16 protein-coding genes are annotated in these 26,088 nt (G+C 62.4%); 4 read left to right on the top strand and 12 right to left on the bottom strand.

Translation table 11 applies throughout. From position 1 onward, the window contains the following. Nucleotides 1-437 precede the first annotated feature (437 nt). From ACEXP3_RS22890 to ACEXP3_RS22865, 6 genes are all read right to left on the bottom strand, one after another. Nucleotides 438-1,043, bottom strand: coding sequence for an invasion associated locus B family protein (locus tag ACEXP3_RS22890; protein ID WP_377299507.1), 606 nt, complete (start codon nucleotides 1,041-1,043; stop codon nucleotides 438-440). Between the two features lie 115 nt (nucleotides 1,044-1,158). Further along, nucleotides 1,159-2,943, bottom strand: coding sequence for a ShlB/FhaC/HecB family hemolysin secretion/activation protein (locus ACEXP3_RS22885; RefSeq protein ID WP_377299506.1), 1,785 nt, complete (start codon nucleotides 2,941-2,943; stop codon nucleotides 1,159-1,161). A gap of 20 nt (nucleotides 2,944-2,963) precedes the next feature. Further along, nucleotides 2,964-9,254 (bottom strand): MBG domain-containing protein, encoded by a 6,291-nt coding sequence (locus ACEXP3_RS22880; protein ID WP_377299505.1) that lies wholly within the window; start codon nucleotides 9,252-9,254, stop codon nucleotides 2,964-2,966. Nucleotides 9,255-10,007: 753 nt separating this feature from the next. Then, nucleotides 10,008-11,582, bottom strand: a complete 1,575-nt coding sequence (locus tag ACEXP3_RS22875; protein ID WP_377299504.1) for a hydantoinase B/oxoprolinase family protein — start codon at nucleotides 11,580-11,582, stop codon at nucleotides 10,008-10,010. Continuing rightward, nucleotides 11,579-13,609: a hydantoinase/oxoprolinase family protein gene (locus ACEXP3_RS22870; RefSeq protein WP_377299503.1), complete on the bottom strand. Its 2,031-nt coding sequence runs from the start codon at nucleotides 13,607-13,609 to the stop codon at nucleotides 11,579-11,581. Before ACEXP3_RS22870 ends, ACEXP3_RS22875 begins: the two co-directional genes overlap by 4 nt. A 3-nt stretch (nucleotides 13,610-13,612) precedes the next feature. Then, a complete protein-coding gene (locus ACEXP3_RS22865; protein ID WP_377299502.1) occupies nucleotides 13,613-14,629 on the bottom strand; it encodes a 1-aminocyclopropane-1-carboxylate deaminase/D-cysteine desulfhydrase in 1,017 nt (338 codons plus the stop codon). Between the two features lie 167 nt (nucleotides 14,630-14,796). Here ACEXP3_RS22865 and ACEXP3_RS22860 point away from each other — a divergent pair, with 167 nt between their 5' ends. The 3 genes from ACEXP3_RS22860 to ACEXP3_RS22850 are packed head-to-tail and all read left to right on the top strand — an operon-like array spanning nucleotide 14,797 to nucleotide 18,718. Beyond that, complete coding sequence (locus ACEXP3_RS22860; protein WP_377299501.1) at nucleotides 14,797-16,641, top strand: ABC transporter ATP-binding protein; 1,845 nt, start codon at nucleotides 14,797-14,799, stop codon at nucleotides 16,639-16,641. Between the two features lie 24 nt (nucleotides 16,642-16,665). Further along, nucleotides 16,666-17,367 (top strand): SDR family NAD(P)-dependent oxidoreductase, encoded by a 702-nt coding sequence (locus tag ACEXP3_RS22855; protein ID WP_377299500.1) that lies wholly within the window; start codon nucleotides 16,666-16,668, stop codon nucleotides 17,365-17,367. Nucleotide 17,368: 1 nt separating this feature from the next. Next, the gene (locus ACEXP3_RS22850) at nucleotides 17,369-18,718 is read left to right on the top strand and encodes an NAD(P)/FAD-dependent oxidoreductase (protein ID WP_377299499.1); all 1,350 of its coding nucleotides are present in this window, start codon (nucleotides 17,369-17,371) and stop codon (nucleotides 18,716-18,718) included. On the opposite strand, the gene ACEXP3_RS22845 is transcribed toward ACEXP3_RS22850, so the two are convergent. From ACEXP3_RS22845 to ACEXP3_RS22820, 6 genes are read right to left on the bottom strand one after another with little or no spacing between them, the layout of a single operon-like run. Next, complete coding sequence (locus ACEXP3_RS22845) at nucleotides 18,719-19,528, bottom strand: sulfurtransferase (RefSeq protein ID WP_377299498.1); 810 nt, start codon at nucleotides 19,526-19,528, stop codon at nucleotides 18,719-18,721. It abuts the gene before it with no gap. Between the two features lie 25 nt (nucleotides 19,529-19,553). After that, nucleotides 19,554-20,540: a hypothetical protein gene (locus ACEXP3_RS22840; RefSeq protein WP_377299497.1), complete on the bottom strand. Its 987-nt coding sequence runs from the start codon at nucleotides 20,538-20,540 to the stop codon at nucleotides 19,554-19,556. Continuing rightward, nucleotides 20,537-21,886 (bottom strand): M20 family metallopeptidase, encoded by a 1,350-nt coding sequence (locus ACEXP3_RS22835; protein ID WP_377299496.1) that lies wholly within the window; start codon nucleotides 21,884-21,886, stop codon nucleotides 20,537-20,539. Before ACEXP3_RS22835 ends, ACEXP3_RS22840 begins: the two co-directional genes overlap by 4 nt. Continuing rightward, a complete protein-coding gene (locus ACEXP3_RS22830; protein ID WP_210107114.1) occupies nucleotides 21,883-22,803 on the bottom strand; it encodes an ABC transporter permease in 921 nt (306 codons plus the stop codon). Before ACEXP3_RS22830 ends, ACEXP3_RS22835 begins: the two co-directional genes overlap by 4 nt. A gap of 3 nt (nucleotides 22,804-22,806) precedes the next feature. After that, nucleotides 22,807-23,646, bottom strand: a complete 840-nt coding sequence (locus tag ACEXP3_RS22825; protein WP_143125965.1) for an ABC transporter permease — start codon at nucleotides 23,644-23,646, stop codon at nucleotides 22,807-22,809. Between the two features lie 7 nt (nucleotides 23,647-23,653). Beyond that, entirely contained in the window at nucleotides 23,654-25,105 is a 1,452-nt protein-coding gene (locus ACEXP3_RS22820) for an ABC transporter substrate-binding protein (RefSeq protein ID WP_377299495.1), read from the bottom strand. Nucleotides 25,106-25,314: 209 nt separating this feature from the next. Here ACEXP3_RS22820 and ACEXP3_RS22815 point away from each other — a divergent pair, with 209 nt between their 5' ends. Next, entirely contained in the window at nucleotides 25,315-26,007 is a 693-nt protein-coding gene (locus ACEXP3_RS22815; protein ID WP_377299494.1) for an FCD domain-containing protein, read from the top strand. Nucleotides 26,008-26,088: the final 81 nt, after the last annotated feature.

The raw sequence follows: 26,088 nt of genomic DNA, 5'->3' as shown, positions 1-26,088 counted from the left end.
CCCGAAACGCAAGCACGTCAGAAACGGAATGATGTCACCCGTCGAGTTCGAGAAGCAGCAGAAAATCTAACCCGAGGGTGTCTACGAAACTCGGGGCTATTCAGTTCGCCAAGCTCAAGACGCTCGTCAGAAAGGCGGACGAGAGAACCGTCGAAACAACATGGAGACGAATAGGAGAACTCCTCAAGGCGTTCAGTCCGCAGGAGTGCTCAAACTATTTTAGACATGCAGGTTATGGTTCAATTTAAATCTGACAGACTCTAGGGACCAGACTCGATCAGGTGATTAGCGTAGTTTGGGCATGCGCGTACGCCATCGGCGACCGGCTGGAAAGTCGACGATCCGGGATGCTCTGTCCGGCACTGGTCGGACATTGACGAGGTGACCGCGTATCGTCTGCGTGCTGCCTGCCGTGGCCCCAAGGTTCTTGAGCCTCGTCACCCTCTTGCCAGTGCATCAAGGGCCTGCGGGAGGCCGTTCCAGGAGAGGGGGAGGCCGATCGTTCGGCCGGCGGCGTCGATGAAGCGCAGTTGCGCCTGCGGCTCCTTGCGCCAGATTTTCAAGACGTCGTCGGCGGGTTGGCCGTCGGCATAGCATGCACCGCCGGCGCAGCGGCGCCATTGCAGATCAAGGCCGCCCTTTTCGTCCGTGCCGTCCTTGCCATTTCCGCTGACATGGACATTACCCGGCAGGCTGACATTGACCGGCAGGACGGCGGTGATGTGCAGGGCGGCCTCCCCCGGAAGGCGGCCGAGCGCAATCTGGGCCACCGGCTGCGATTGCCCCTCCACCTGGATGGTCTGGACGATCTCGCACTGCTTTGTCTGCTTGGCGTCGGCTTCGATGCGCAGGCAGCGCAGCACCCAGTTGCCATAGGTGGCCGTCGTGACCGCAGGTTCGCTGCTGACGGGGGCCGGTGCTGCGGGCTTATCTGTCTTTGCGGCCGGGGCCTGGGCCATCGACGTGGTTGGCAGAGAGAGACCAGCAGCGGCGAACATTGCGCAAGCAATGGCATGGCGGGTGAGATTGGAAGCGTAGCGCACGTGTCTTGTCCTTGTCATTCCATAAGGCGCACCACCGGGAAACGGTCCCGGCGGCGATCTTCATCATGGGGTGGTGTGGATCCCGCCATGCCGAGGCGGCGGGTGGCTTGCCGGATCAGAAACCGATCTGGAAGCGCAGGTTGAAGCGATCCTCCGCATCACGGTCGGATGCCGTTCCATGGGCATATTCCAGCGAAAGGCTACTGTTGCGGGGCGATGCCTTGTCGGACAGCGCAAGCCGCAGGCCGGCCCCGAAGGCACCCGCCCGGGTGACGGCATTTTCCACGGCGCTTGGATTTTCCAGCCTGGCAATGCCGCCGGCGGCAAACAGATAGGGCGAGGCGATGCTGCCGAGACCCGGATACATGTCCAGGGCCGGCAGCACCACCGGGAAGGAGAGTTCGGTTCGAAGGACCGCGCCCGTATCCGCCTGGATCGCGCCGCTGTCGAAGCCGGAGACCCAGTCCATGCCGGTGATCGACATCTGCTCGGAGGCGACGAGCGGATCGCCAAACGAGGTCTGGGCGCGCCCGGCCACAGACAGTTGAACGCGATCGCCGGCAAAACCCTGGGCGTAGGAGAGCGAGAGTTCTGCCTTGCGGAAGTCCGGTTCGGCGCCGTCGCGCGACAGCGGCAGCGCTGCCGTGCCCTGCCGGGCGCCGAGCGCATCAAGGCCAAAGGAGAAGACGGCATTGCCGGACAGCCGGCCGCCATTGTCCAGAATGGCATCAGCGGTTTGCGTCAGACGCAGCACACGCAGCCGATCTTCGCTAAAATCCGTGCGCGTGCCCGACAGATCGATCTTCTGGCTTTCGTCTGCCATATCAAGCCCGATCAGCGTGCTGGCATTGAGCGTGCGCGAGCGCAGCCAGCCATAGCCGAGACGGGTAGAGAGGCGCTGATACTGGTCGGCCATCGTATAGCCGAGGTCGGAGGTTGGATGCGTCTTGCTGTCGACACCCTCCACATTGAACCAGACGCCATCGGCGCCAAGCGGAAGCGTGATACCCGCCACGACCTGGCGGTTGCGGGGATCATCGCTGAAGATGTTCTGGTCGCCGCCACCCGGATAGCCGCTGAGGCGGACATAGGTGGTTTCGCCAAGGCCGAGGACGCTGTTGATGTCCATGCCGAGGCTCAGCGAATACCGGCCCATCTCCCGCGACAGGCCATTGTCCAGCGCAAGGTTGCCCGATACCGGCGCATAGCTTCCTTCGATGACGATGATGGTGGCACCCGGCGCAGCACCTGCCCTCAGCGTGGAGCGCAGCGACAGGCCGGGTGTATCGCCGGCCAGAAGCAGGCGCCGTTCCAGGTCGCCTTTCCGCAGGCCGCGGCGCCCTTCCAGCGGCTTGAGGATGGCAGCCACCCGCTCGCGGACAGCCTCCGGCAGTGCCGAGACGTCGATGGCGGCCACATAGCCATCGGTCACGATGAGCTTCAACGGCTTGCCGTTCTTCAGCGTCTGCGGCGGCAGGGAGACGCGGGCGAGCAGCAAGCCGGCGCGGACATAGGCGGATTCGAGATCCTGGGCGATCACGAACAGTTCCGCGCCGCTGACGCGCTTGCCCTTCAGGCGCGCTTCCACGGCAGCGGTTGCCTCGGCCAGGTCCGGCAAGCCATTCTCCACGACAATGCCGGAGGGAGTGACGTGGACGCGATCGGCGCCTGCCGGCGCAACGAGCCCGACGACGGCCGGCAGTTCGATGCCGCTGCCCAGGGAGCGGATCACGGGGGGAGCGTAGCTGCTTTCAGTCAGCTGGCTTGCGGTTTGGGCGTGTGCCGAGCCGGCAAGGCCTGGATAGAAGGCCGAAGCCAAAGCCAGGGCAAGCAGCGACGGGCGCCCGCATCGCGCCGAATATCGAGACGAGCAGGTCAGGGAAAAATGCAGTCGGGTCATACCTTGGTCTCTTGCGCGGATCAGTTGGCGGTGCAGGCGGCTGCGTCGGCGTTTTCGGCTCCGTCGCTGCAGGAAATGCTGTTGGTGGCGATGTCGGAAGAGGTTGCGCTGCTGCCGAGAACGACGATCTGCGCGGTCTGGCTGGAGACGGTGGTATTGGCATCCCCGAAGGACACGAGGCTTTCCGGCAGCTGGCTGCTGATCGGCGTTGCCGGAACCGGGGTGACGGAGAGCGTGGCCTGCGTGACGGTGAGATCGTAATTGTCACCCGCCGTCAGGCCGCCACGGGAGATGACATACTCCCCGACCGGCGATGCTGCCGTTGCCTCGGTGGCAAGCTGACCCTTGACCTGATCGCCGTTGACGAGGTTGCCGGTGGTGATGGCCCAGGTCAGATCCGGGTTGTCCAGGCTGAACAGGCGCGACTGGTTGTTGGCCGCCACCGTGATGGCGCGTTGCTTTACCGTGAGGCTGCCCGCGGTAAACGTCAGCGCGTAGTTGTTGGAGGCCGACAGGTTCCCCTGCGCGATCTCGTAGAGGCCGACATTGCTCGTGGCATCTGCCTTGGTGAACAGGCCGCCGGTCAGGCTGTCGCCGTTGACGAGATTGCCCTTGGTCACTGCCCAGGTGAGGTCCGGATTGGCATCGCCATAGATCCTCGACAGGCTGTCGGCGGTGACCGTGATCTCCCGCTGATTGACCTTCAACTTACCCGCTTCATAGGTGATGACATAGTTGGCGTTGTCGAGCGTTCCCTGGGTGATGTCATACTTGCCGACGGCGCTTTTTGCATCGGCCGTGGTGGAAAGCGCGCCGGAAAGCGTATCGCCATTGACGAGGGCACCCTCGGACACGGTCCAGGTGAGCTCCGGATTGGCATCGCCATAGGTCTTGGAGCTGTTCTTTGCGGTGACTGTGATTGCCCGTTGCTTGATTGTCAGCGCGCCGGCGGCAAAGGTCAGCGCATAGTTGGAGGATGCGGCAAGCGTGCCCTGACCAATGGCATAGCTACCGACGCTGCTTGCGCCGTTCGCCGTCGTTGCAAGCGAACCGGAGATGCTATCGCCGTTGACGAGATTGCCCTCGGAAATGCTCCACGTCAGCTCCGGATTGGCATCGCCATAGGTTTTGGACTGATTGTCGGCGGTGACCGTAATGGCGCGAGCCTTTACCGTCAGCGTGCCGGAGGCGAAGGTAATGTCATAGTTGTTGTTGTACAGGCTTCCCTGGGTGATGTCATAGCTGCCGACGTTGCTTTTGGCGGAAGCGTCGGTTTCGAGGGTGCCATAGAGTGTATCACTCCCGACGAGGTCGCCCTTGGAAACCGTAAAGGTCAGCTCCGGATTGGCGTCACCATAGGCCTTCGACTGATCGTTGGCCGTCACCGTGATGGCGCGGGGCGTCACTGTCATGGTGCCAAAGTCATTCGACACATAGTAGTTCGGGTTATTGCCGACGCTGGTGATGATCGAATAGCTGCCGACCGGGACGGTGCTCGGGACACTGACGTACACGTTGACGTTCAGCGTGTCGCCCTTCACCACCTCGCCCGAGGTGACACTCCAGGTGAACTGCGGATTGGGATCGCCATACGCCCGGGAGACGTCATCTGCCCTGATCGAGATGGCGCGAGGGGTTACAGTGACAGAACCAGAACCGAAGTGGATGTCATAATTGTCGGAAATGGCGAGGCTGCCCTGCGTGATGGCATAGCTTCCCACGCCGGAAGCCTGGGTTGCGGTGGTCGCCAGACTGCCTGAGATGGTGTCGCCGGAGACGAGGTCGCCGCTCGTCACGAAATAGGTCAGCTGCGGCATGGCATCGCCGTAAACCTTCGTGACACTGTTGGCAGCGATGCCGATGTCGCGTTTGTTGACCGTCAGCGTGTTTGGGACGAAGGTCATGGCATAGTTGGCGGATGCCGCCAAGGTGCCCTGAGTGATGTCATAGCGGCCGACGTTGGATGTGAGCGTGGCGTTTGTCGCGAGGCTGCCGGAGAGTGTATCCGTATTGGCGAGGCTACCCTGCGACACCTTCCAGGTAAGTCCAGGATTGGCTGTGCCATAGACCTTCCCGGAACTGTCCGCCGTCACCGTGATGGCGCGCTTTTCAACGGTCAGCGTGCCCGAGGCAAAGCTGATGGCGTAGTTGGCATTGTCGAGCGTGCCGCGGGTGATGTCATAAGCGCCAACATTGCTGGTCTTGTATGCCGTGGTCGAAAGCGTGCCGGAGAGCGTGTCGCCGTTCACGAGGCTGCCGTCCGTCACCGTCCAGGTGAAATTTGGATTGGCATCACCATAGGTCTTCGAATGGTTGTCGGCGGTCACCGTGATGGCGCGCTGGGTGATCGTCAGCGTGCCGCCGACGAAGGTGATGTCATAGGCATCGGAAATGGCCAGCGTGCCCTGGGTGATGGCATAGGTGCCGACGCCGGAGGAGGAGTTGGCGGTGGTGGCCAGTTGCCCGGTCACGCTGTCGCCCTCTTCCAGCGCGCCATCGGTGATGCTCCAGGTGAGACCCGGATTGGCATCGCCATAGCCGCGGCTGAAGCTGTTGGCGGTAATGGTGATCGAGATGCCGGTCGGAAGGCCTGGGGTCAGGGCGCGCAGGACGGGATAGGAGCCATCCTTCATGTACCACACCGTCTTGAAGTCCAAGCCGGAATAGCTGCTCTTCGTCTGCATCTGCGCTGTCGTCAGGCCGGCGACGCCGGTGACATCGCCATCGCCTACGCCAGTGGTGAGGCCGGTCGTTTCTGTGTTGAAGTAGGATGAGGTAATGGTGCTGGCCGTTCGGGTGCCGATGAGACCGCCGGCGTCCGCGCCATCGCTTGCGGTGATCTTGCCGGCGGCGAAAGCTTGCTGAACCGACGTATTGATGGAAGAACCGAGCAGGCCGCCGACATAGTTCCAGCCCGTGACTGAACCGATACTATAGGCGTCGCTGATGGTCGTGTTGATAGAAAATCCGACGAGCCCGCCCACATAGATGCCGTTCGACGTGATCGTTCCCGAGGCGAAGGACTGGCTGATCAGACCACTATTGGAGACCCCAACCAGGCCGCCAATCCCCACTCCAGAGCCTGTCACCGAGCCGGATGCGGAAGACTGCGCAATTGTTCCCCAATTTTGCCCGACCAAGCCACCAGCGTATTCATTCGCTTTAACGGAGGCGCTGGAACTCACTTGCGTGATGGATCCGTAGTTATAGGCGACAACAGACCCCACATTGCTGGCCGATGTGACGATGGAGCCCGTCAGCGAAAAGTCTTTCAGGATTCCATTGGTGCCGACATAGCCAAACAGGCCGACACCGCCCGACGTGCGATTGATCGTCAGGGCTGAAATCGTGTGTCCAAGTCCATCGAGTGTGCCGGTAAACTGCATACCGCCCGTCAGTCCCACCGGCACCCAGCCGGTCGATGCCCAGATGCCGGAGGCGGAATAATCCGCGTCGCTTGCATCGGTCTCCGAGGCATCGATATCCGTGACCAGCCTGTAGGACGCGGAGAGATTGGCGCCCATCAGCGCCAGTTGGTGCAGGTTGGAAATGGTGATGACGCCATCGCTGCCCGCCGTTGCCGCTTCGGAGCGCAGGATCGGGCGCATGTCGCCGGTCTGGTACCAGACCGTGGAGAAATTCCAGGTGGAATAGGCGGCGCTGGTGCGGGCCTCAGCCGTGGTGAGGCCGGTGACGCCGGTGCTTCGGCCACTGCCGACGCCTATGCTCTGCCCGGTTGTGTCCTTGTCCCAGAAGGATGACGCCACGGAAACGCTGTTGTTCGCGCCGAGGAAGCCGCCAACATTCTGCTGGCCGGTCACGCGCCCGCTTGAGTAGGCGTTGGAAATCGTACCGCTGACATAGTAACCAGCAAAACCGCCGACATAGGAGCTCCCGGTCGCGGCGCCGGTGGAATAGGAGTACGTGATCGTTGAGGTACCACCACCGCTGTTAACGCCGGCAAAACCGCCCACGTAAAATGCCCCCGTGGTGGCACCCGTCGCGTAGGACAAGGTAATGCTTCCTTGATTGTGTCCGACAAAACCGCCAACCTCTTCGGCACTGCTGCCGCTTACCTTACCTGTCGCGTAACTCTCACGGATCGTTCCGCCGAAATTGGCGCCAACAAGACCGCCGATGGTGTGTTCGCTCCCCGTCACAGACCCGGTCGCATGGGAGGCGGCAATCGTGCCCCGGTTGATGCCCACCAGGCCGCCAACGTTAGAGCTGCCCTGCACGGTTGCAGTCGCCGAAACATCGCTGGTGGTTCCCTCATTTTCCCCGACCAAGCCTCCAACGTTAGAACTGCCCTGCACGCTTCCAGTCGCCGAAACATTGCTGATCGTTCCTGAGCTATAGCCAGCCAGCATGCCGGCAGCGATCGTCGTCGAGGTCACGCTTCCGCCGGACAGATCCAGATCGCGAACAGAGCCTGATCGCTCGATGATAACGAATAGGCCAGCATAGCTAGAAGCACTGTCGATCGTCAGATTGGAGATTACATTTCCGAGGCCGGCGAAAGTGCCCTTGATGCCACCAAGCATGCTATCGCCGATCAATCCTTTCTTGTAGGTCGTGCCGGACAGATCGAGATCGCCCGCCAGTGCATAGCGGCCCGACAGGCCTCTGTTGATGGCCAACAGGCCCGCAACATCATGGATCAGCGTATAGGCATTGCCGCCGATGGAGAGCGTGGCATTGGCGCCCGACAGGGTGACGCTGCCGCCATCGGCGATCGTGTAGTCCGCATTGGTCAGCACCAGCCCGGCGCGCGTGCCGGTGGCTTTCAGCGCAGCGCCGATCGAGACGGAGCCGGCGGCCGAGAGCGTCAGCAGCGTGTTCTCCGACCAGGAGAGGTTGCTTGCGAGCGTGATATTGCCCGTCTGGCTGCCGTCATTACCGGTCGTGACCGTCACGTTGGCGCCCGCGAGCGCCGTCTCCAGCGTCTTGACGTTGATGATGCTGTCATTGCCGGTGGCGCTGAAGCCACTGGAATTGGAGGCTGATGCCGAGGAAATGGTGATGTTGTAGGGATCGAGCAGCAGAGTACCGAACTGCCCATTTGCTGCGGAAAGATCGGCATAGCCGGAATAGGCGAGCACCGCCTTGCCGGAAACTTCCGCATCGCCGCCTTGGCCGGCGCCGGCGCCGCGTGCGGTGATCAGCCCGGCAAATTCCGTCTTCTGGTCGGACCAGACGACGATATCACCGCCCTTGCCGGCTTCGGTCGCATCGGCGCGGATGACGGTTGCGGCATCCACACTTGTCGTTTCGGCGCGCTCGGTGTCGCCCGCTCCCTGTCGGTCGCCGCCGATCTTCACCGATCCGCCGCCGGCCGCGCCGGAGGCATCGATTTCGGCACCCGCCAGCGCAATCGCCTTGCCGGTGACCTTGACCTTGCCGCCCTTGGCCGCGGCAGCCGTCGCCTTCACCTTGCCGGACACGGCAACCCTGCCACCCTCGCCGCCGCCCAGCACGATCTCGCCCTCGCGCCCCGCCACGGTACGCGCTTCCACAACACCGGACATGTTGATGGCGTTGCGTGCCGCTTCGCGGGCCGTGGCTGCCGCAATCACCACCGTGCCGCCATCGGCGGAAATCGTGCCCTGGTTTTCCACCAGCGCGCCCTTCCCCTCTGCACCGGCCTTCGTCGGCAGCGCCACCTGCAGGAAGCCATCGCCGGAGAGGTCAAGCGTGGCCTGTTCGCCGGAGCCTAAGCCCACCTTGCCGAGCGGGACGGCAATCACGCCGTCATTGCTAACCGTGCCGCCGATCAGCGCCGCATAGCCGCCGCGCCCGACCGTGATCACCCCCTGGTTGGAGACGGAAGCCGAGGCGCCGTTGCCCTCAAGCGACAGCTTTCCGGAGAGGAAATCCTCATCCTTCATGTTGAGCGTGGAGGCGACAAAGCCGCCGCCGACCTTGACGCTGCCGCTGGACGTGATGGCGATGCCGTTGGGGTTGATCAGATAGACCTGACCATTGCCGGTCACGCTACCGGCAATCGTCGAGGTCGTCGTGCCCGTGACGCGGTTGAGGATCGCCGAGGTCTGGTCCGGCTGGACGAAATTGACCGAATAGCCATTGCCGACCGAGAAGCTGTTCCAGTTGACGATCGCCTTGTCGGACGACTGTGTCACCGTCATCGCAGTACCGGAGGTGCCGACCGCAACCTGTCCGGCCGCGACGCTGGCGCCTGTCGGCAAGGAGCCCGCATGCGCTTGCGAAACCGGGGCAAATCCCAGCTGCAATACAAGCGCCAGAGCCGTGGAGGACGAGAGAACGCGGGTGATGCTACGGTGCTGGGTCATCATGATCCATCGCAATGGGCAGTGCCGTTGTCGCGATAATCAATATCCAAGTGCTCAATTGCGACATGCAATATTGATCAAGGAAAACGGCAGAAAGATTTAATATATTTTGCCCATATTATTATTATCTAAATTTAGAAAATTAATATCCGGGCTTTTTATGCATGATAATAATTCATAAAAAATGCGCAACCAAAAAATGTATTGCATCTAACTTCTATTTTTGCACATATTTCTATTTTCAGAAATAATCAAAAACGAAGAACCGAAGTGCTTTGAATTTTTCAGGCGATGACGGAGCCGCGCGACGGAAGATCACCGTCTCAAAGACGCAGCTGCGCTCCAACGACGCGCAACGGTCCGAGGCTCGCGTTCTGCTTGATGACGGCCTCGTTCGGGTGATGGTCGCCGCCTGATCAACACCTGACCAGTCAACGCCAGACGGATCCTGTCCCCAACGTGGTTCAGTTGACGGGATGGTCGCCCGCGATTTCCACTCGGGTCGGTTGCTTAAAACCAACTCGGTCGCCAGCCCATCGGCTGATCGTCGCCAGCCGCCGGCACATGGAGGGGCACGGGCCAGCAATGCGCAAGACACCTTCGTTGTCGTTCGAAACCGAAAGCCGTCCGAGGAATGAAGCGATCGTTGAGCCGGCCGCGTTCGTCACCTAGGACAAGCCCGCATATCCTGGAGGTTTCACATTGCCGGGCAACGTATCCCGCAATCGCGGATCTGCCGACCCTGCTTTTTTTCTAGACGCTCCCCCAACCTCCGCCTCCGGCCGTTTCCATTTTGACTGTGGTCCCGGCCTTGATGCGGGTTGTGCTCTTTCCAGGGAGGTGCCGCTCGCCGGCCTCGTCCGCGATCGTGATGCGGGAGCCTGCAGCCGGCGATCCGCCCATGACGCCCCAGGGTTGGTGCCGTGTGCGGTCGAGATGAACCGTGAGAACCGAATCCGCATTGACGAGAATGGTTCTTCGAAGACCGAGACCGCCGCAGAATACTCCGGCGCCACCGCTTCCATCGATCAGGCCATAGTCGAGGACCGTCAGAGGATATGCACGCTCGATCAGTTCCACCGGCGAATTGGCGGTGTTGGTCATGTGGCAGTGGACGCCGCTGGCGCCGGCCTTACCAGGGAGGCCTCCCTGGCCGCCGGCATAGGTTTCGACGTAGGAGTAGGAGCGGCCGCTTGCCGGATCTGTGCCCCCGAGGATGAGCGCATTCATGCTGCCGGTCGATGCGGCTATGGGCGTGTCCGGCCGGATCTGGTTGAACGCGCCGATCAGGGCATCGGTGATGCGCTGGCTGGTGATCGAGGTGCAGAGCGCGACGGGCGAGGGCGCTGCAGCATCGACGATCGATCGTTCCGGGGTCTTCAGCACGATCCGGCGAAACAGTCCGGCATTCGAGGGGATGTCGGGATCGAGCATGGCCTTGACCACGTAAAGCACACAGCTTGCCGTGAGGAAGACCGGCGCATTGACCGGTCCCGCCACCTGTCCGGACGTGCCGGTAAAGTCGGCATGCAAGGTGCCATCGGTGATCGTGAGGTTGACCGCGACCGTCAGATCCACATCTGTCCCGGCCTCATGCCATTCGAGCGTATCGGAAAACTGACCTTTGCGCCCTTCCAGGGCACGAAAGGCGTTTTCCAATCGCTTTTCGGTGGTCGCGAGCAAGGTCGTCACGGCCGTGTGAAACCGCTCCTCTCCTGTGCGTTCGATCAGGGCGGCGAGACGACGCGCACCGGTCGTGTTGGCGGCGGCCTGGGCCAGAAGATCACCCGCCACCATGTCGGGCGTGCGGCTCGCCAGCTTGAACAGCGCAAGCGTCGAATGCTCCACCGTTCCATTGCGCATCAGCACCATCGGCGGCACGCGCAGGCCTTCCTGCGTGATATCAACGGTGCCGAGCGCCAGGCTTCCCGGCGCGAAACCGCCGAGATCGACCTGATGCGCCATGTTGGCGACGTAGCCAAGGCGGCGGCCGTCTTCGGCGTCGACAGGCGCTATGACGACGACGTCGGGCAGGTGCGAACCGGTCAGCCAGGGATCATTGGTGACGACCATCGTTGCGGCGGCGATGTCTTCGCCGAGGTTTTCGATCGTGCGACTGACGACGCCGGCAATCAGGCCGAGATGGACGGGAATGTGCTCGGCCTGCGCGATGAGTTGGCCCTTTGCATCGAAAACGCCGCAGGAAAAGTCGCGACGGTCGCGGATGTTGATCGAATGGGCGGTGCGGATCAGGGCCGCCCCCATTTCTTCCGCAACCGCCTGCAGACCGTGGCGGACGACTTCGGCCAGAATGGTGTCGTTCTTCATTTCTGCATCCTGATGATGAGATTGCCATGGCTATCGACGACGAGCGTCTGGGCTCCGACGATCAACGTCGTGTCATGCTGCTCGACGATCAGCGGTCCTTGAAGTTCTGTTCCGATCGCGAGCTTGGCGCGGTCGTAGACCGGAACCTCGACCATGGCGCCCTCGAACCACAGCGGCGAGCGAGCGATCACCGGGTCGTCGCTGGCGGTGATGGTGGGAACCGGCATTCGGTCGGATGGTGGTGGGGCGCTGGCGCTGAGACGCAGCATGGAGATCTCGATGCTCTCCCCGCGTCGGGCGTAACCGAAGCTACGCTGGTGGGCCTGGTGAAAGGCCTCCACCGCAGCGTCAAGCCCATCCGGGGTCCAGTGGATCGGCAACTGGTGACCCTGGCCGCGATAGCGCATTTCCAGGACGGGAGCCAGCGTCACCGACTTGAAGTCGATCCTGTCGTTGTTCGCCTGGTCGATGATCTTGCTGACCAGTATCTCGATCGCCGTGCGGATATCGGAGTTGGACATGCCATCGGTCAGGCCGGAGATCATCGATGTCTCGTCGTGCTTCCACGGCGCAAGCAGGAGACCGATCCCGCAGAGCAGGCCCGGCGAGGGCGGCACGATGACGGTCTCGACATCCAATTCGGCGCAGAGATCGACCGCATGCAACGGACCGGCGCCGCCGAAGGCCATGACGGCAAAATCCCGCGGCTCAAGCCCGCGTTCCACGGTAATGCGCCGCATGCCGCGCACCATGGCGGCGTTGACCACCTGCAGGATGCCGACCGCCGCCTCTTCAACGGAGATGCCGAGCGGACCGGCGACGTGGGTTTCCACGGCCCTTGCGGCCCTCTCCCTGTCGATGACGATCCCGCCGCCGATCTCGCGGCCCGGTCGCAGGCGACCGAGAATGACATTGGCGTCGGTCACGGTCGGGCGCTCACCGCCCTTGCCGTAGGCGGCGGGGCCTGGTCTTGCGCCGGCACTTTCCGGACCGACCTTCAGGAGGCCGCCGGCATCGACATGGGCGATGGAGCCGCCACCGGCGCCGAGCGTGATGATGTCGAACATCGGCACGCGCAGCGGAAAGCCCTCGATCTCGCTCTCGTAGCGGGTGAGGATCTGGCCATCCTCGATCAGGCCGACATCGAAGCTGGTGCCGCCCATGTCGATCGTCACGACATTCTTGTAGCCGGCGGCTTCGGCGAAGCGGCGGGCGCCGATCATCCCGGCTGCCGGACCGGACAGGCAGGTATGAACAGCCTTGACGCCGCTTGCGGTTTCGATCGGCATGACGCCGCCGCCCGATTGCATGATCGCGGGTTCCACCGTTACGCCGTCGGAAACCAGCGTATTGGCGATGCGCTCGAGATAGTCCTTCAAGGGCGGCATCAGATAGGCGTTCATGACTGTCGTCGAGGTGCGCTCGAACTCGCCAGGCTCCGCCAGAACGTCGGAGGAGATCGAGATCTTCAGGTCTGGCGCCATGGCGCGGACGATGTCGGCCGCACGCCGTTCGTGCGCCGGATTCGCGTAGGAATGCAGGAACGAGATCGCGACGGTCTCGATACCGGCGGTGAGCATGGCGCTGATGGCGCCACGGACCGTCTCCTCGTCGAGAGCTTCAGTGACTGTGCCGTCCGGCGCGAGCCGCTCGCCAATCTCGTAGACGAATTCGCGGGGCACGAGCGGCTCCGGCTTGCGTGCATACTGATCGTAGAGATGGGCACGCGTCTGGCGGCCGATGGCCAGGACATCGCGAAAGCCGCGGGTGATGAGAAGCGCGGTCCGGGCGCCGCGCCGCTCCAGGATCGCATTGGTGGCAACGGTCGTGCCATGGGCAAAACCGGACAGTTCATCCGCGGCGATGCCAGCCATGCCAAGCGCCGTGCGGGCGGCATGGACCACGGCCGTCGCCTGATGGCCGGTCGTCGTTGGCGTCTTCACGAAGAAGGTCTTGCCGGTTTCCTCTTCGAAGAGGCAAAGGTCGGTGAAAGTGCCGCCGACGTCACATCCAATGCGGTAGACCATGGTTCAGCCTACCGTTGCGGTGGTGAGATCGCTGGTCAGCTGACCGGCGAAGGGATAGAGGGCGGGCGAGCCGCCGCAATGGATGAAGAGGACCGAGCTCCCCCTGGCGATGCTCCCTGCCTCGACGCAGCCCATGATGCCGGCAAAGGCCTTGCCGGTGTAGACCGGGTCAAGCAGCACGCCTTCCTTGTTGCCGGCGAGCTTGATCGCTGCATTGCCGGCCTCGGAGGGAATGGAATAGCCGGGGCCGATATAGTCATTCTCGATGCGGATCTCGTCCGCCGTCCAGCGCCGGTCATAGTCGAGAAGCTCGGCTGCCGCATTGGCCATCACGGCGATACGCTCGCTGAAGGGAACGGCACTCCCGGTCACGGCGATACCGATCACTTCCGTCTTCGGCATGAACATGGCGCAACCGACATGGAGGCCAGCCAGCGTGCCGCCCGAACCGACCGGCGCCACGATATAATCGGGCGTCGCGGTGCCCGCGGCGGCATATTGCTCGGCAAGTTCCTTCACGGCGTTCACATAGCCCATGGCGCCCAGTGCGGACGCGCCGCCGAGCGGGATGATATAGGCCTTCTCGCCCCGCGCCTCGGCTTCCGCTGCGTGATGATCCATGCGCGGATTGATCTCAGTAAAATAGGCGTCCGGATCGAGGAAATCGATCTCGGCCCCGAACAGGTGATCGAGCAGCAGATTGCCCTGGTACAGATCCGGGCGGTTGCCGCGCAGGACGAGGATCGGCTTCATGCCGAATTTGCGGGCGGCGGCCGCGGTCATGCGGGCATGGTTGGACTGATGTCCCCCGGTGGTGATCAACACGTTCACGCCCTGCGCAACCGCATCCGCCATCAGATATTCGAGCTTGCGCACCTTGTTGCCGCCGCCACCGAAGCCCGTGAAATCGTCGCGCTTTACAGAGAGAGCGATGCCGAGCTCGCTGCTCAGCCGCTCCATCTTTTCGATCGGTGTCGGCAAAAAGCCGAGGGAGAGGCGGGGGATGTCTTCAAGTTTCATGAAATGCTCCTCGTGTCTCGACCACTGCCTGTCGGCGTGTCGGCGCATGCAATCAAAATATATCATATATCCTGTATCCTGACTGGCAAGGTGCTTTTATTTGTGGCATGCAACAGATTGAGGCAGATGTACCCACCGACCGTCTGACGACCTCGAAAGGAGTTGATATGGCAGAGCCCGTCATCCGCGTGTCCAGCCTGAAAACCTCGTTCCGGCGCAAGGGCGTCTGGCTGCCGGTTGTTCGCGACGTGTCCTTCGATGTCGCTGCCGGAGAGACGGTGGCGCTGGTTGGCGAAAGCGGGTCGGGCAAAAGCGTGACGGCAATGTCGCTCATGCGTCTCTATCAGCCCGCGACCTGCCGCATCGACGGGGAGGTCAGGCTGGAGGGGCAAGATCTGCTGAAGCTTCCCGAAGGCAGGATGCGCGACATTCGGGGCAATCGCATCGCGATGATCTTTCAGGAGCCGATGACCAGCCTCAACCCGTCGCTGACGATCAGCGATCAGATCTCCGAAGTGCTTGTCGCCCATCGCGGCCTGTCCTTGAAGGCGGCCGTCAAGGAAACGCTCGCGCTGATGGAGAAGGTTCGCATCCCGTCTGCGGCAAAGCGCATGGAGGAATATCCGCACCAGCTGTCGGGCGGCATGCGTCAGCGCATCATGATTGCCATGGCTCTGGCCTGCCGTCCGCGCCTCCTGATCGCCGACGAGCCGACGACGGCGCTCGACGTGACGATCCAGGCGCAGATCCTCGAACTCATCAAGCTCTTGCAGGAAGAGGAGGGCATGGGCGTTCTCTTCATTACCCATGACATGGGCGTTGTCGCCGAAATTGCCGACCGCACGATCGTCATGTACAAAGGCGAAGCGATTGAGCGCGGGGCGACGGAAGACATTTTTGCCGATCCGCAGCGCGCCTATACCAGGGCACTCCTGTCCGCGGTGCCGAAGCTCGGTTCAATGGCTGGCGAGCCCGGCCCGGCCCGGTTCCCGCTGATCGATGTGGAAAGCGGTGATCCTGTCGAGATGCCTGCTGTTGCAGATACGGTATCGGCAGAACCGGTTCCGCTGCTTGAGGTCCGCGATCTCACCGCCCGGTTTGATATCGGTGGTGGGTTTCTGGGCGCCGTTTCGGGCCGGGTGCATGCGGTCGAGAACGTCTCCTTCGATCTGAAGGCGGGCGAAACTCTGGCGCTGGTCGGCGAGAGCGGCTGCGGCAAATCGACGACGGGCCGCGCGATCATGCGCCTGCTCGATGCCAATTCCGGATCGGTCAAGCTTGAGGGCAGGGAGATCCTTGATCTCTCCGGCAAGCAACTGCGCGACATGCGCCGCCATATCCAGATGATTTTTCAGGATCCCTTCGCGTCGCTCAATCCGCGCATCGAGGTGGGGGATGCGATTGCAGAGCCGCTGCTTACCCATCATATTGCCTCGGACAAGAAGGACGCCCGCGAACAGGTGGCCGACCTGATGGTCAAGGTCGGGCTGCAGCCGGACATGGCCGGTCGCTTCCCGCACGAGTTTTCCGGCGGCCAGCGGCAGCGCCTGTGTATCGCCCGGGCGCTTGCCATGGCGCCGCAGGTCATCGTTGCGGACGAGGCGGTGTCGGCGCTTGACGTTTCGATCAAGGCACAGGTCATCAACCTGATGCTCGACCTGCAGGAAAGCATGGGCCTTGCCTATCTGTTCATCTCGCATGACATGGCGGTGGTCGAGCGGATGAGCCACCGCGTCGCGGTCATGTATCTGGGTGAGATCGTCGAGATCGGGCCGCGCCGCTCGATCTTTGAAAATCCTCAGCACCCCTATACGCGGCGCCTTCTGGAAGCGGTGCCGATCCCCGACCCAAGCCGGCGTGGCATCCGTCGCGGCCTCAGCAATGACGAGATCAAGAGCCCCGTCAGACCCTTGTCCTATGTCGTGCCGAAGCGGGCTTATCGCGAAGTGTCGCCCGGGCATCTGGTGCAGGTGTTCGGCGAGGATTGGGGCAACGCGGCAGCCGCGGCCTGATGCTTGGGAAAAGGGAATAGAGACATGTCGACGCCAAACCGGGTTGCGATGATCAGCGGCGCTTCGCGCGGGATCGGCGCTGCCATCGCGGAAAAGCTTCTTGCCGAAGGCTGGGCCGTGAGCCTTGGTCTGCGCACGCCGGAAGCCTCCGTCTTTGCCGGCAATCCGAATGCCTTGGTCTGCCGTTTCGATGCGCTCGATCTGCAAAGCGAGCGGACCTGGGTGGATCAGACGATCAGCCATTTCGGCAGGCTGGATGGACTGGTGCACAATGCGGGCATGATGATCCCGAAATCCGTGCTGGAAGCGGAGGACGCCGACTTCGACCTGATCTTCAACGTCAATGTCAAATCGCCGATGCGGCTTTCTCAACGCGCCTGGCCGCATCTGGAAAAGGCAGCCGCCGGCCGCGTGGTGACGGTCGCGTCTCTCTCCGGCAAGCGGGTCAAATCCGCGGGCTCCGGCCTTTATGCCATGTCGAAATTCGCAGCGGTCGCCTTGGGGCATGGCCTTCGCCAGTGCGGCAAGGATAGCGGTGTTCGTTCGACGATCATCTGTCCGAGCTTTGTCGCGACCGACATGGGAAATGCGCTCGCCAGTCGCGACAGCACGGAATTGACCCAACCGGAGGATCTAGCCCGGATCGTCCATATGGTCCTCGAACTTCCCAGGACAGCGAGCATTGCCGAAATTCCGGTGCATTTCAGCGTGGAAGACTGCTACTGACATGAACGCTCCCCTCCTTCATCGCGGCCCGGCCATGACCCCGGTCGCTGATTCCGAAACGCACCCCAATGCGGTCGATGTGGCGATCGTCGGTGGCGGCATCATCGGCGTTTCCGCCGCCTTCTTTCTCGCCCGGCAAGGAATTCGCGTTGCCCTTCTCGAAAAGGGCGAGATCGGCGGCGAACAGTCCGGCCGCAATTGGGGCTGGGTGAGGCTTGCCGGCCGCGATCTGCGCGAGCTGCCGCTGATGCTGCAGTCCCACGCCATCTGGGACACGTTGCGCCAGGAAACGGGGGTGGATGTGGGCTATCGCAGGCGCGGGATCGTCTATGCCGCAAAGACGCCCGAGGCGCGCGACCGCCATCAGCGCTGGGCGCTGGCTGCGCGCGAATTCGGCATTGATGCCAGAATCCTCGATCCTGCGCAGGTCGCAGGCTTCGTGCCGGATCTCAACCGCACGGTGTTGGGCGGCCTCCACGTGCCGGAAGATGCAGGGGCCGAGCCACAGCTTGCCGCACCCGCCATCGCCTCCGCAGCACAGGCGGCGGGCGCCATCCTTCTTCAGCAATGCGCCGTGCGTGGTCTTGATATCGAAGCGGGCAGGGTTTCCGGCGTTGTGACCGAGAAGGGCCGCATACGGGCCTCGACGGTGATCGTTGCCGGCGGTGCCTGGTCTTCGCATTTCCTCTCGCGGCATGGGGTGCGCCTGCCGCAGTTGAAAGTTCTTTCTTCCGTATTACGGACGGCACCTGTCGATGCCGGGATCGAGACGACAATGGGCTTTTCGGATTTCGCCATCCGCAAGCGGCTCGATGGCGGTTTCACCGTCGCGTCCTCGGCCACCAGCCTCGCCGATATCGTGCCGGACAGTTTTCGCTTCTTCAGGGAGTTCATGCCGGCCTTCCGGCTGGAGCGGAAATCGCTGAAACTGCGCTTCGGCAGGCCGTTTTTCGACGAACTGGTCGCATACCGCCATCGCGGGTTGGACGAAAAGAGCATTTACGAGACGATCCGGGTGCTCGATCCGACGCCGGATCTGGACCTGCTGGCACGGGTCGAAGCCCATCTGAAGGTCGGCATCCCGGCCTTTCGCGACGTGCCGATCCTGCAGAAATGGGGCGGCATGATCGATACCATGCCGGATGTGATCCCTGTGATCTCGAAGGTTGAGGCGCTGCCGGGCCTTGTGATCGGCACCGGCTTCTCCGGCCATGGTTTCGGCATTGGTCCTGGGGCGGGGCGCCTCTTGTCGGAAATCGCGACGGACCGGACGCCCTGCGTCGACCCGACGCCGTTCCGCTTCTCACGTTTCAGCGATGGCAGCCCGATCGAGATCCAAAGCTGGCTTTAGCTAGACTTCCTCGGCCGGGCCGATTTCCAGGGGCAGGGCCGCATTGCCGGCCCATTCGTGCCAGGAGCCGACATAGATCTTCACCTTGTCGAAGCCTGCCAGCTTCAGGCCGTAAAGTGCTGTCGCCGCACGGGCACCGCGGTGGCAATAGGTGATGATCTCGCGATCCGGTGACAGGCCGGCCCTTTCGGCGATCTCGCGGATCTCGTCGGCGGGACGGTATTTCCCGTCCCGCAGCATGTCCTCGTAGAAGGCGAAATGCGAATGCGGGATACGGCCGGCACGGGCGCAGCAGGGATGCAAGAAGGTGCCTTCGAATTCCGTGCGGCGGCGCACGTCGAAGATGTCGGCTTCATGCCGGAGAACCTCATCGGTGGACGCGGCCAGTTCACGATGAAAGGCGACATCGCCGTCCGATTGCCGGATGGCATCCGGTGTGCCCGCACCCGGAGCGATATCGCCGCCCGCCGCTCTCCAGGCCTCGATGCCGCCATCCAGGATGAGACCGCCTTCGAGCCCGACCAGTTCGTAGAACCATAGGCCGCGCGGCGAGATCATTCCCGTCTGCTCCTCGAAAAAGACCGGCACGCGATCCTTGCCCAGACCGAGACGATCAAAAGCCTCGCGAGCGCCAGCGGCCATGCCGGCAATGCCCGCCTCGTCGCTTTCGGGAATGAAATAGTCATAGACATTAAGGCTTACCGCGCCGGGAATGCTGGCGTCGCGCCAGGCGGTTTCCGGGCGGACATCGACAGGAACGAGCCGGCCTTCCGGCAGCTTGCTGATGAGTTCGGCGGCAGTGATGAGCATGGCCGTTTCCTTGTATGGGCATTGATCAAATGGAGGGCAGCAGCGTTCCGATGCTCAGGGCCTGGGCATTTTTGAGGATGCGGGCTGCAAAGGCGATGTCGAAGACGTTGAGCCCGAAGCTCGAAAAATAGAGCGATGCATCCGCCGGTGGCTTCCAGCCATCCAGAAGGATGGCTGGAAGGTCCGCCGCCACGCGTTCGGCCGGAAACTGGCCGACGCGATACATCTGGAATAGGCTCTTGGCGCTCTTTTCCGCAAAATCACCCCAGAGATCGACGGTGACGATATCGGTCGCCGCGATCGTTTCGAACATCACCTCATGGAAACCGACCTGCATGATCAGCCTGCCGGGCTGCACCATGGGCGGGCCGATGAACGGCTGAGGCGCCGATGTGCAGCAGATGATGACATCGGCGTCTGCAACGGCCTCGGCGAGATCGGCGTGGGGCAAGAGCCGGGTTGCTGAGGAGGAACTGGCCTCGCCGATCAACCTGTCGAGATGCGCCGGCGTGCGGTTCCAGAGATGGATCGTCTCGATCTTGGGAAACAACGACAGCAGCATGTCGAGATGCGTCTGCGCGTGAGCACCGGCCCCGAGGAGCGCAGCGGAGCGTAGGCCGCCGGGTTTCAACGCCCGTATTGCCGCGGCCGACACGGCGGCTGTGCGCATGCGGGTGAGCAGGGCGCTCTCGACGCTCCCGATGGGTGCCCCATCGGCAAGGCGGTTGATGATGGTCGTGCTGCTGATACTCGGCAGATCGCCGATCGGTTCGGCCCGGTGCACGGTCCATTTGAGGCCCGCGGCGTCATACGCGCCGCCGACGAAGGCGGGCAGGCCATAGGCCTTGTTGCGCGGGTCGGCCCCGAGCGGCATGACGCTTTCGGCAACCATGCCCGCCTTTCCGTCGCGCAGGAGCCGGATCGTCGCGCGCACGTCATCGAGTGCAGCCGCCCAATCGAGAGCGCCGGCCTTGATGGCATCGTCGCGAGACAGATGACGGATCGTGCTCATGCGGCCTCAGCCTCTCGGCCCATCAGGTCGAGCCAAGTCGCGATCGACTGCATGAAGCGGCGAAACCCTTCGAGCGTCATGAATTCATCGATCCCGTGCGCATTGCCGCCGCGGCCGGCACCCGCGAGCAGGAAGGATTGGGCGTGCGGCGCAAAGGCATAGGCCGGGGCGGCACCGATCGCCCAGGGCCAGATCTGCGGCACGGAATTCGCCGTCGTCTCGTAGCTTTTCAGAAGCGCCGCAACCCCTGGCGCATCGGCGGCAAAGCGAAAACCCGCATAGCTGTCGGCGACATTGAGAACCGCGCCAGGGACGGCACCCAGCATCCGGCGGTAGTCGGCGAGAAAATCGGCGGGGTCCAGCGATGGTGGCGTGCGCAGTTCGAAGCTTGCGCGGGCGCCATGCGGGATGACGCCGTCTGCACGCAGCGGCAGGCTTTCCAGGCTCGACAGGTTGAAGGATGCCGTAGACAGCACATGCTCGAGCAGCACTTGCGCATTGCCATCCAGCGAAAAGGCTTCCGTGTTGCGGAAGCGCAGTTCTGCCGCCGGATCAAAGTTCCTCGCCAGTGTGCTGACGATGCCGATCGCTTCGTCATTGAGGACAATTTTCGCCAGTTCCCCGGTCGGCGGCTTGCCGATCAGGGACAAGGCCTCGAGCAGGCGGCTCACGGGGTTGGCGATCCAAGGTGCATTGCTGGAATGGATGGCTGCCTTCGGCCCGCCCCACGGACCGCCATCGACACGCACTTCACCCTTGGCAATGCCCGAAAAGCCGAGATAAACGCGCGGCGCCCCGCCGCCATATTCGCAGAAGGACGGGAAGATGGCGGAGGCGCTTGTGCGCACGGCGCAGTCGGGATCGGCGAGATAGTCACGCATCGCGCCGCTGCCGCTTTCTTCCTCGCCATCGACAAGGATCTCGACATTGACGCGCAGCTTGCCTCTATCCAGCAGTGCCTTGATGGCATGCAGCATGCCGGCAAGCGGTCCTTTATTGTTTTCCGCGCCACGCGCGACGAAACTTTCGCCGATGCCGTCGAGAGCGACGATGCCGCCTTGGAATGGATCGACGGACCAGCCCTCCGGCGTGGCCGGCATTACATCATACATGTTGTAGAGGATGACAGTCAGCGGTGACCCGACATCCAGGCGGGCGTGAAGCACCGGCGGGCGACCGCGCGAGGATGCTGCGGAGACAATCGATGCGCCGAGCTCCGTCTTCAACCAGTCGGTGACGGCGTCGGCCTGACGGCGCAGCTGCTTTTCATCCCCCCTGACCGATGGAATGGCGCACCATTGGCTTGTCAGGTCGAGGGCGGCCTCGAATGTCGCGTCTGAAATCACAGCCTGATCCTCGGGTTCAGCCAGACATAGGCGAGATCAACGAGAAAGTTGACGATGACGAAGACGGCGGCAGCAAACAAGACGACGGCCTGCACGACGGGGAAGTCACGGTTCTGGATCGCTTCGACGGCAAGACGCCCGATGCCCGGCCATGCAAAAATGATCTCGGTGACCAGCGCGCCTCCCAGCAGCGAGGCAAAATACATGCCCTGGACGGTGATGACCGGGATCAGCGCGTTGCGCAGCGCATGGTGCACGATGATCCGCCACGATGAAATGCCCTTGGCGCGCGCGGTGCGGATGTAATTTTCTCCCAGAACCTCGATCAGGCTCGCCCTGACCAGGCGGGTGATGGCGCTGAGATAATAGGCGCCGAGCGCGATCGACGGCATGATGAGGTGCGCAGCCGAGCCGATGCCACTCGACGGCAACCAGCGCAGTTTCAGCGAGAAGAAGATGATCAACAGCAATGCCAGCCAGAAGACGGGAATGGCCTGGCCGAGCAGCGAGATGATGCGGATGGCAAAATCAATGGCGCTGTTCTTGCGAATGGCCGCGATGGTGCCGAGCACGAACCCCAGCAGCGAGCTCCACAGCAGCGCCGTCATGGCCAGAAGGGCTGTCGCCGGCAGGCGTTCGATCAAAAGGCCGAGCGCCGGACGCTGGAAGCGCAAGGAGGTTCCCAGTTCGCCGGTTAAAGCGCTTGCGAGAAAGCGGCCATACTGGACCCAGATCGGATCGTTGAAGCCCATGGCCTGACGGAAGGCTTCGAGTTCTGCGCGCGAAGCGTCCGGCGACATCATCATTGCCGCCGGATCGCCGGTCAGAAACAGGGCGAAGAAGACGATGGCCGAGACGCCAAACATGACGACGAGGCCTTGCAGTGCGCGTCCGGTGATGAAGCTCAGGGTCTTCATGGGTTACGTATTCCTGCTGTCGGCACGCCGCACGAGCCAGTCGCCGATGAGGTTGCAGCCAATCACCAGCGCGCCGATGACGAGGCCCGGGTAGAGAACCAGCCAGTTGGCGAGCAGGATAAAGGCGCGGCCTTCACCGATCAGGTTGCCAAGCGTCGGGGTCGGCGGCCGCACGCCCAGCCCGAGAAAGCCGACGGAGGCTTCCAGAATGATCAGCCGCGGCAGGTCGAGTGTCATCAGGACCGTGATCGGCCCGACGATGTTGGGCAGGACATGGCGAAAGATGATGACCATGTCCGACAGGCCGATGGAGCGTGAGGCGTCGATATATTCCAGCTCGCGGATTTCGAGCGTCTTTGCCCGCGCGACACGGGCAAAGACCGCCCAGCCGGTGACGCCGAGCACGACAACCAGATTTCCCATGCTGGGGCCGATGACAGCAACGATCAGCAGGATGAGGAGAATGAACGGAATGGCAAGCTGGACGTCGACGGCGCGCATGATGATGATGTCGAACCAGCCGCGGTAATAACCGGCGATCATGCCGAGTGTCGTGCCAAGCACCACCGAGATGGCAGAGGCGGCGAGAACGATGGACAGCGATATCGCCGTGCCAAGTCCCAGCCGGGCGAAAAGATCTCGCCCGAGCTGGTCAGTTCCCAGCGGATGCCACTCTCCGCCGATGACGGAGAGTGGGGGCTTGAATGTCGCGGTAAGGGTGCCGCGCACCGGATCGATCGGCCATAGCAGTGGCACGAGGACGCAGAGCGCCAGAACCGTTACCAGCAGGAACCCGGCGAACAAGGCGTCCGCGTTTTCCCTGACATTCCAGAACCGTGTCATGCTGACCTTACTGCTTCTTGATGTCGAAGATCGGAATACGCGCGTCCGGACGGCCCTCGAAAGTCACCGACTTCGCCTTGGCGTAAAGCGCATCTTCCTGGTAGAGCGGGATGACGGGTACCTGTTCGACGGCAAGATCCTGGATATGGTTGAAAACTGCCGCCCGCTTGGTCGGGTCCACGATCGAGCGGCTTTCATCGAGCAGCTTGTCCAATGCCGGAATGGAGGCGGTGGAATAGGGTTCGCCGGTCTTGAAGATGGCATAGACCGCAGCGTCGGCATCCAGCGTCTGGGTGGAGCCCCAGCCGAGCATGAAGATCGGTCCCTTGCGGGGAACCTGCTGGGTATAGACGGACCAGTCGAGGACTTCCTGATCGACCTTGACGCCGATATCGCCGAATTGCTGGGCAATCGCCTGGGCCACCTCACTGTCCTTCATGTAGCGGTGGGTCGACTGCACCTTGATCGAGAAGCCGTTCGGGAAGCCTGCTTCTGCAAGCAGCGCCTTTGCCTTCTTCGGATCATACGGGGTGACCGGCACATCCTTGTATCCGAAGTCGGCGGCACCGACCTGCGTGCCGCGCGGCGAGGCCATGCCCTGCAGGATGTTGGTCACGATCGACTGGCGGTCGATCGCCATGTTGAGCGCCTGGCGGACCTTGACGTTATCCAGCGGTTTCTCGCTCATCACCAGGCCGAGATAGATGGTGAGGCCACCGTTCTTGACCTGCACGAGATCGGCATCCGGGCTCGCCTTGACCATCGGTGCGATATCGACCGGCACGTTCTCGATCAGATCGACTTCGCCGGTCAGAAGCGCCGTAATACGGGCGGTGCCGTCCGGAATTGCACGCCAGGTCACCTTGTCGATCGAAGGGGCGCCGCGCCAGTAATCCTTGTTGGCTTCCAGGATAACATGCTGGTCCGGGATGAATTCGACGAACTTGTAGGGGCCGGTGCCGACGGGCTTGCGGGCGAAGACGTCATTGCCGACGTCCTTTACGTATTTCGGCGGAACGATATAGGCGGGGTAGCGGCTCATGCGGGTTGGCAGGAGCGGATCGGGACCCTTCGTCTTGATGCGGACCGTCAGCGGATCGACGATAGAGACGCTGTCGATCGTGCGGATATAGGAGACGGTCGGTGACTTTGCGGCCGGATCGAGAACGCGATCGATGGTGAATTTGACGGCCTCTGCATCCATCACCTCTCCATTGTGGAACTTCACGTTGCGACGCAGCTTGAATTCCCAGGTCGTGTCGTCGATGGCGGTCCAGGACGTGGCGAGGCCCGGAACAAGTTTCATATCCTTGTCGCGCATGACGAGCGTATCGAAGATGTTATCGACGATCGTCGCGCTTTCCTTGAGGAAGCCGGGATCCATGGCGGTGGTGGAGGCGCCGCGCCCGACGGTCAGGTTGGCAGCCTCTGCAATTGCAGCGGTGATGGGCAGTAGCATTGACGCTGCAAGAGCGAGAGCGGCAAATTTTCTCATCGGGCCTTCACTTCCTCTGGGGTTTGTATCTCATATCCACGTCACGCCCTCCGGCCTCGTGCTGGCGGGCTGTTGATGGCATGACGATATATGATATATTCTCTCTGAGCAAGATATGGGCAATTTTGAATCCGTGTTAAAAAACGGGCAAATTTTCCAAAAGTGAGGAAGATGTGAGTACAGCTTTGTTCAACGCAGCCCCCAGAAAGAGCCTCGTCACCCATGTTGAAGAGGAAATTCGCGCGGCTCTGATCGAAGGGCGACTGGAGCCCGGAACGCGGCTGGTCACGAAGGATCTGGCTGAATCGCTTGGCATGAGCATTACGCCCGTGCGGGAGGCGCTTGTTCGCTTTGCAGCCTCCGGTGTCCTGACGGCAGAGCCCGCACAGTCCTTCCGTGTGCCGACGATGACTGTCGCCCAGTATTCAGAGATTTCCGAGATCCGCAAATCGGTGGAGGGTCTTGCCGCATTCAAGGCGGCCACCCAGATCGGTGCGCAGGACATCGGGCAGATGCAGGCGCTGTTGAAGAAATACCTCACGGCCAAGGCCGACAAGGATCAGCATCTGGCGCTCACGCTGAACAAGGAGTTTCGCTTCGTACTCTATGCGGCGGCCCGCATGCCGACCCTGCTCGGCGTCATTGAAATGCTGTGGCTGAAGGCTGGCCCCGGCTTCAATTACCTTTATCCGGAAGCCCAGTCGGCATCGAATGAGCACCACAACTACGACGATCTGATGCAGGCCCTTCAGAAGGGGCAGGCCGAGGAGGCGCGCGCGGCGATCGAGCACGCGATAGAAGACGGCGCACGTATCGTCCTCGAAGCCCTTGGCCGGCGCGAAGCGCAGTTGGTGGCCGTGAAGTGAAGCTCCCCCACGGGTTACCCAGCAGCAAGGTCCACACTGCCAGCCATTGGGGCGTTTACGACATTGCCCGAAGCGGCAATG

Source organism: Neorhizobium fuzhouense, from assembly GCF_042611105.1.
Taxonomy (GTDB): Bacteria; Pseudomonadota; Alphaproteobacteria; order Rhizobiales; family Rhizobiaceae; genus Neorhizobium; species Neorhizobium galegae_A.
This window is presented reverse-complemented; position numbering and strand designations above follow the sequence as displayed.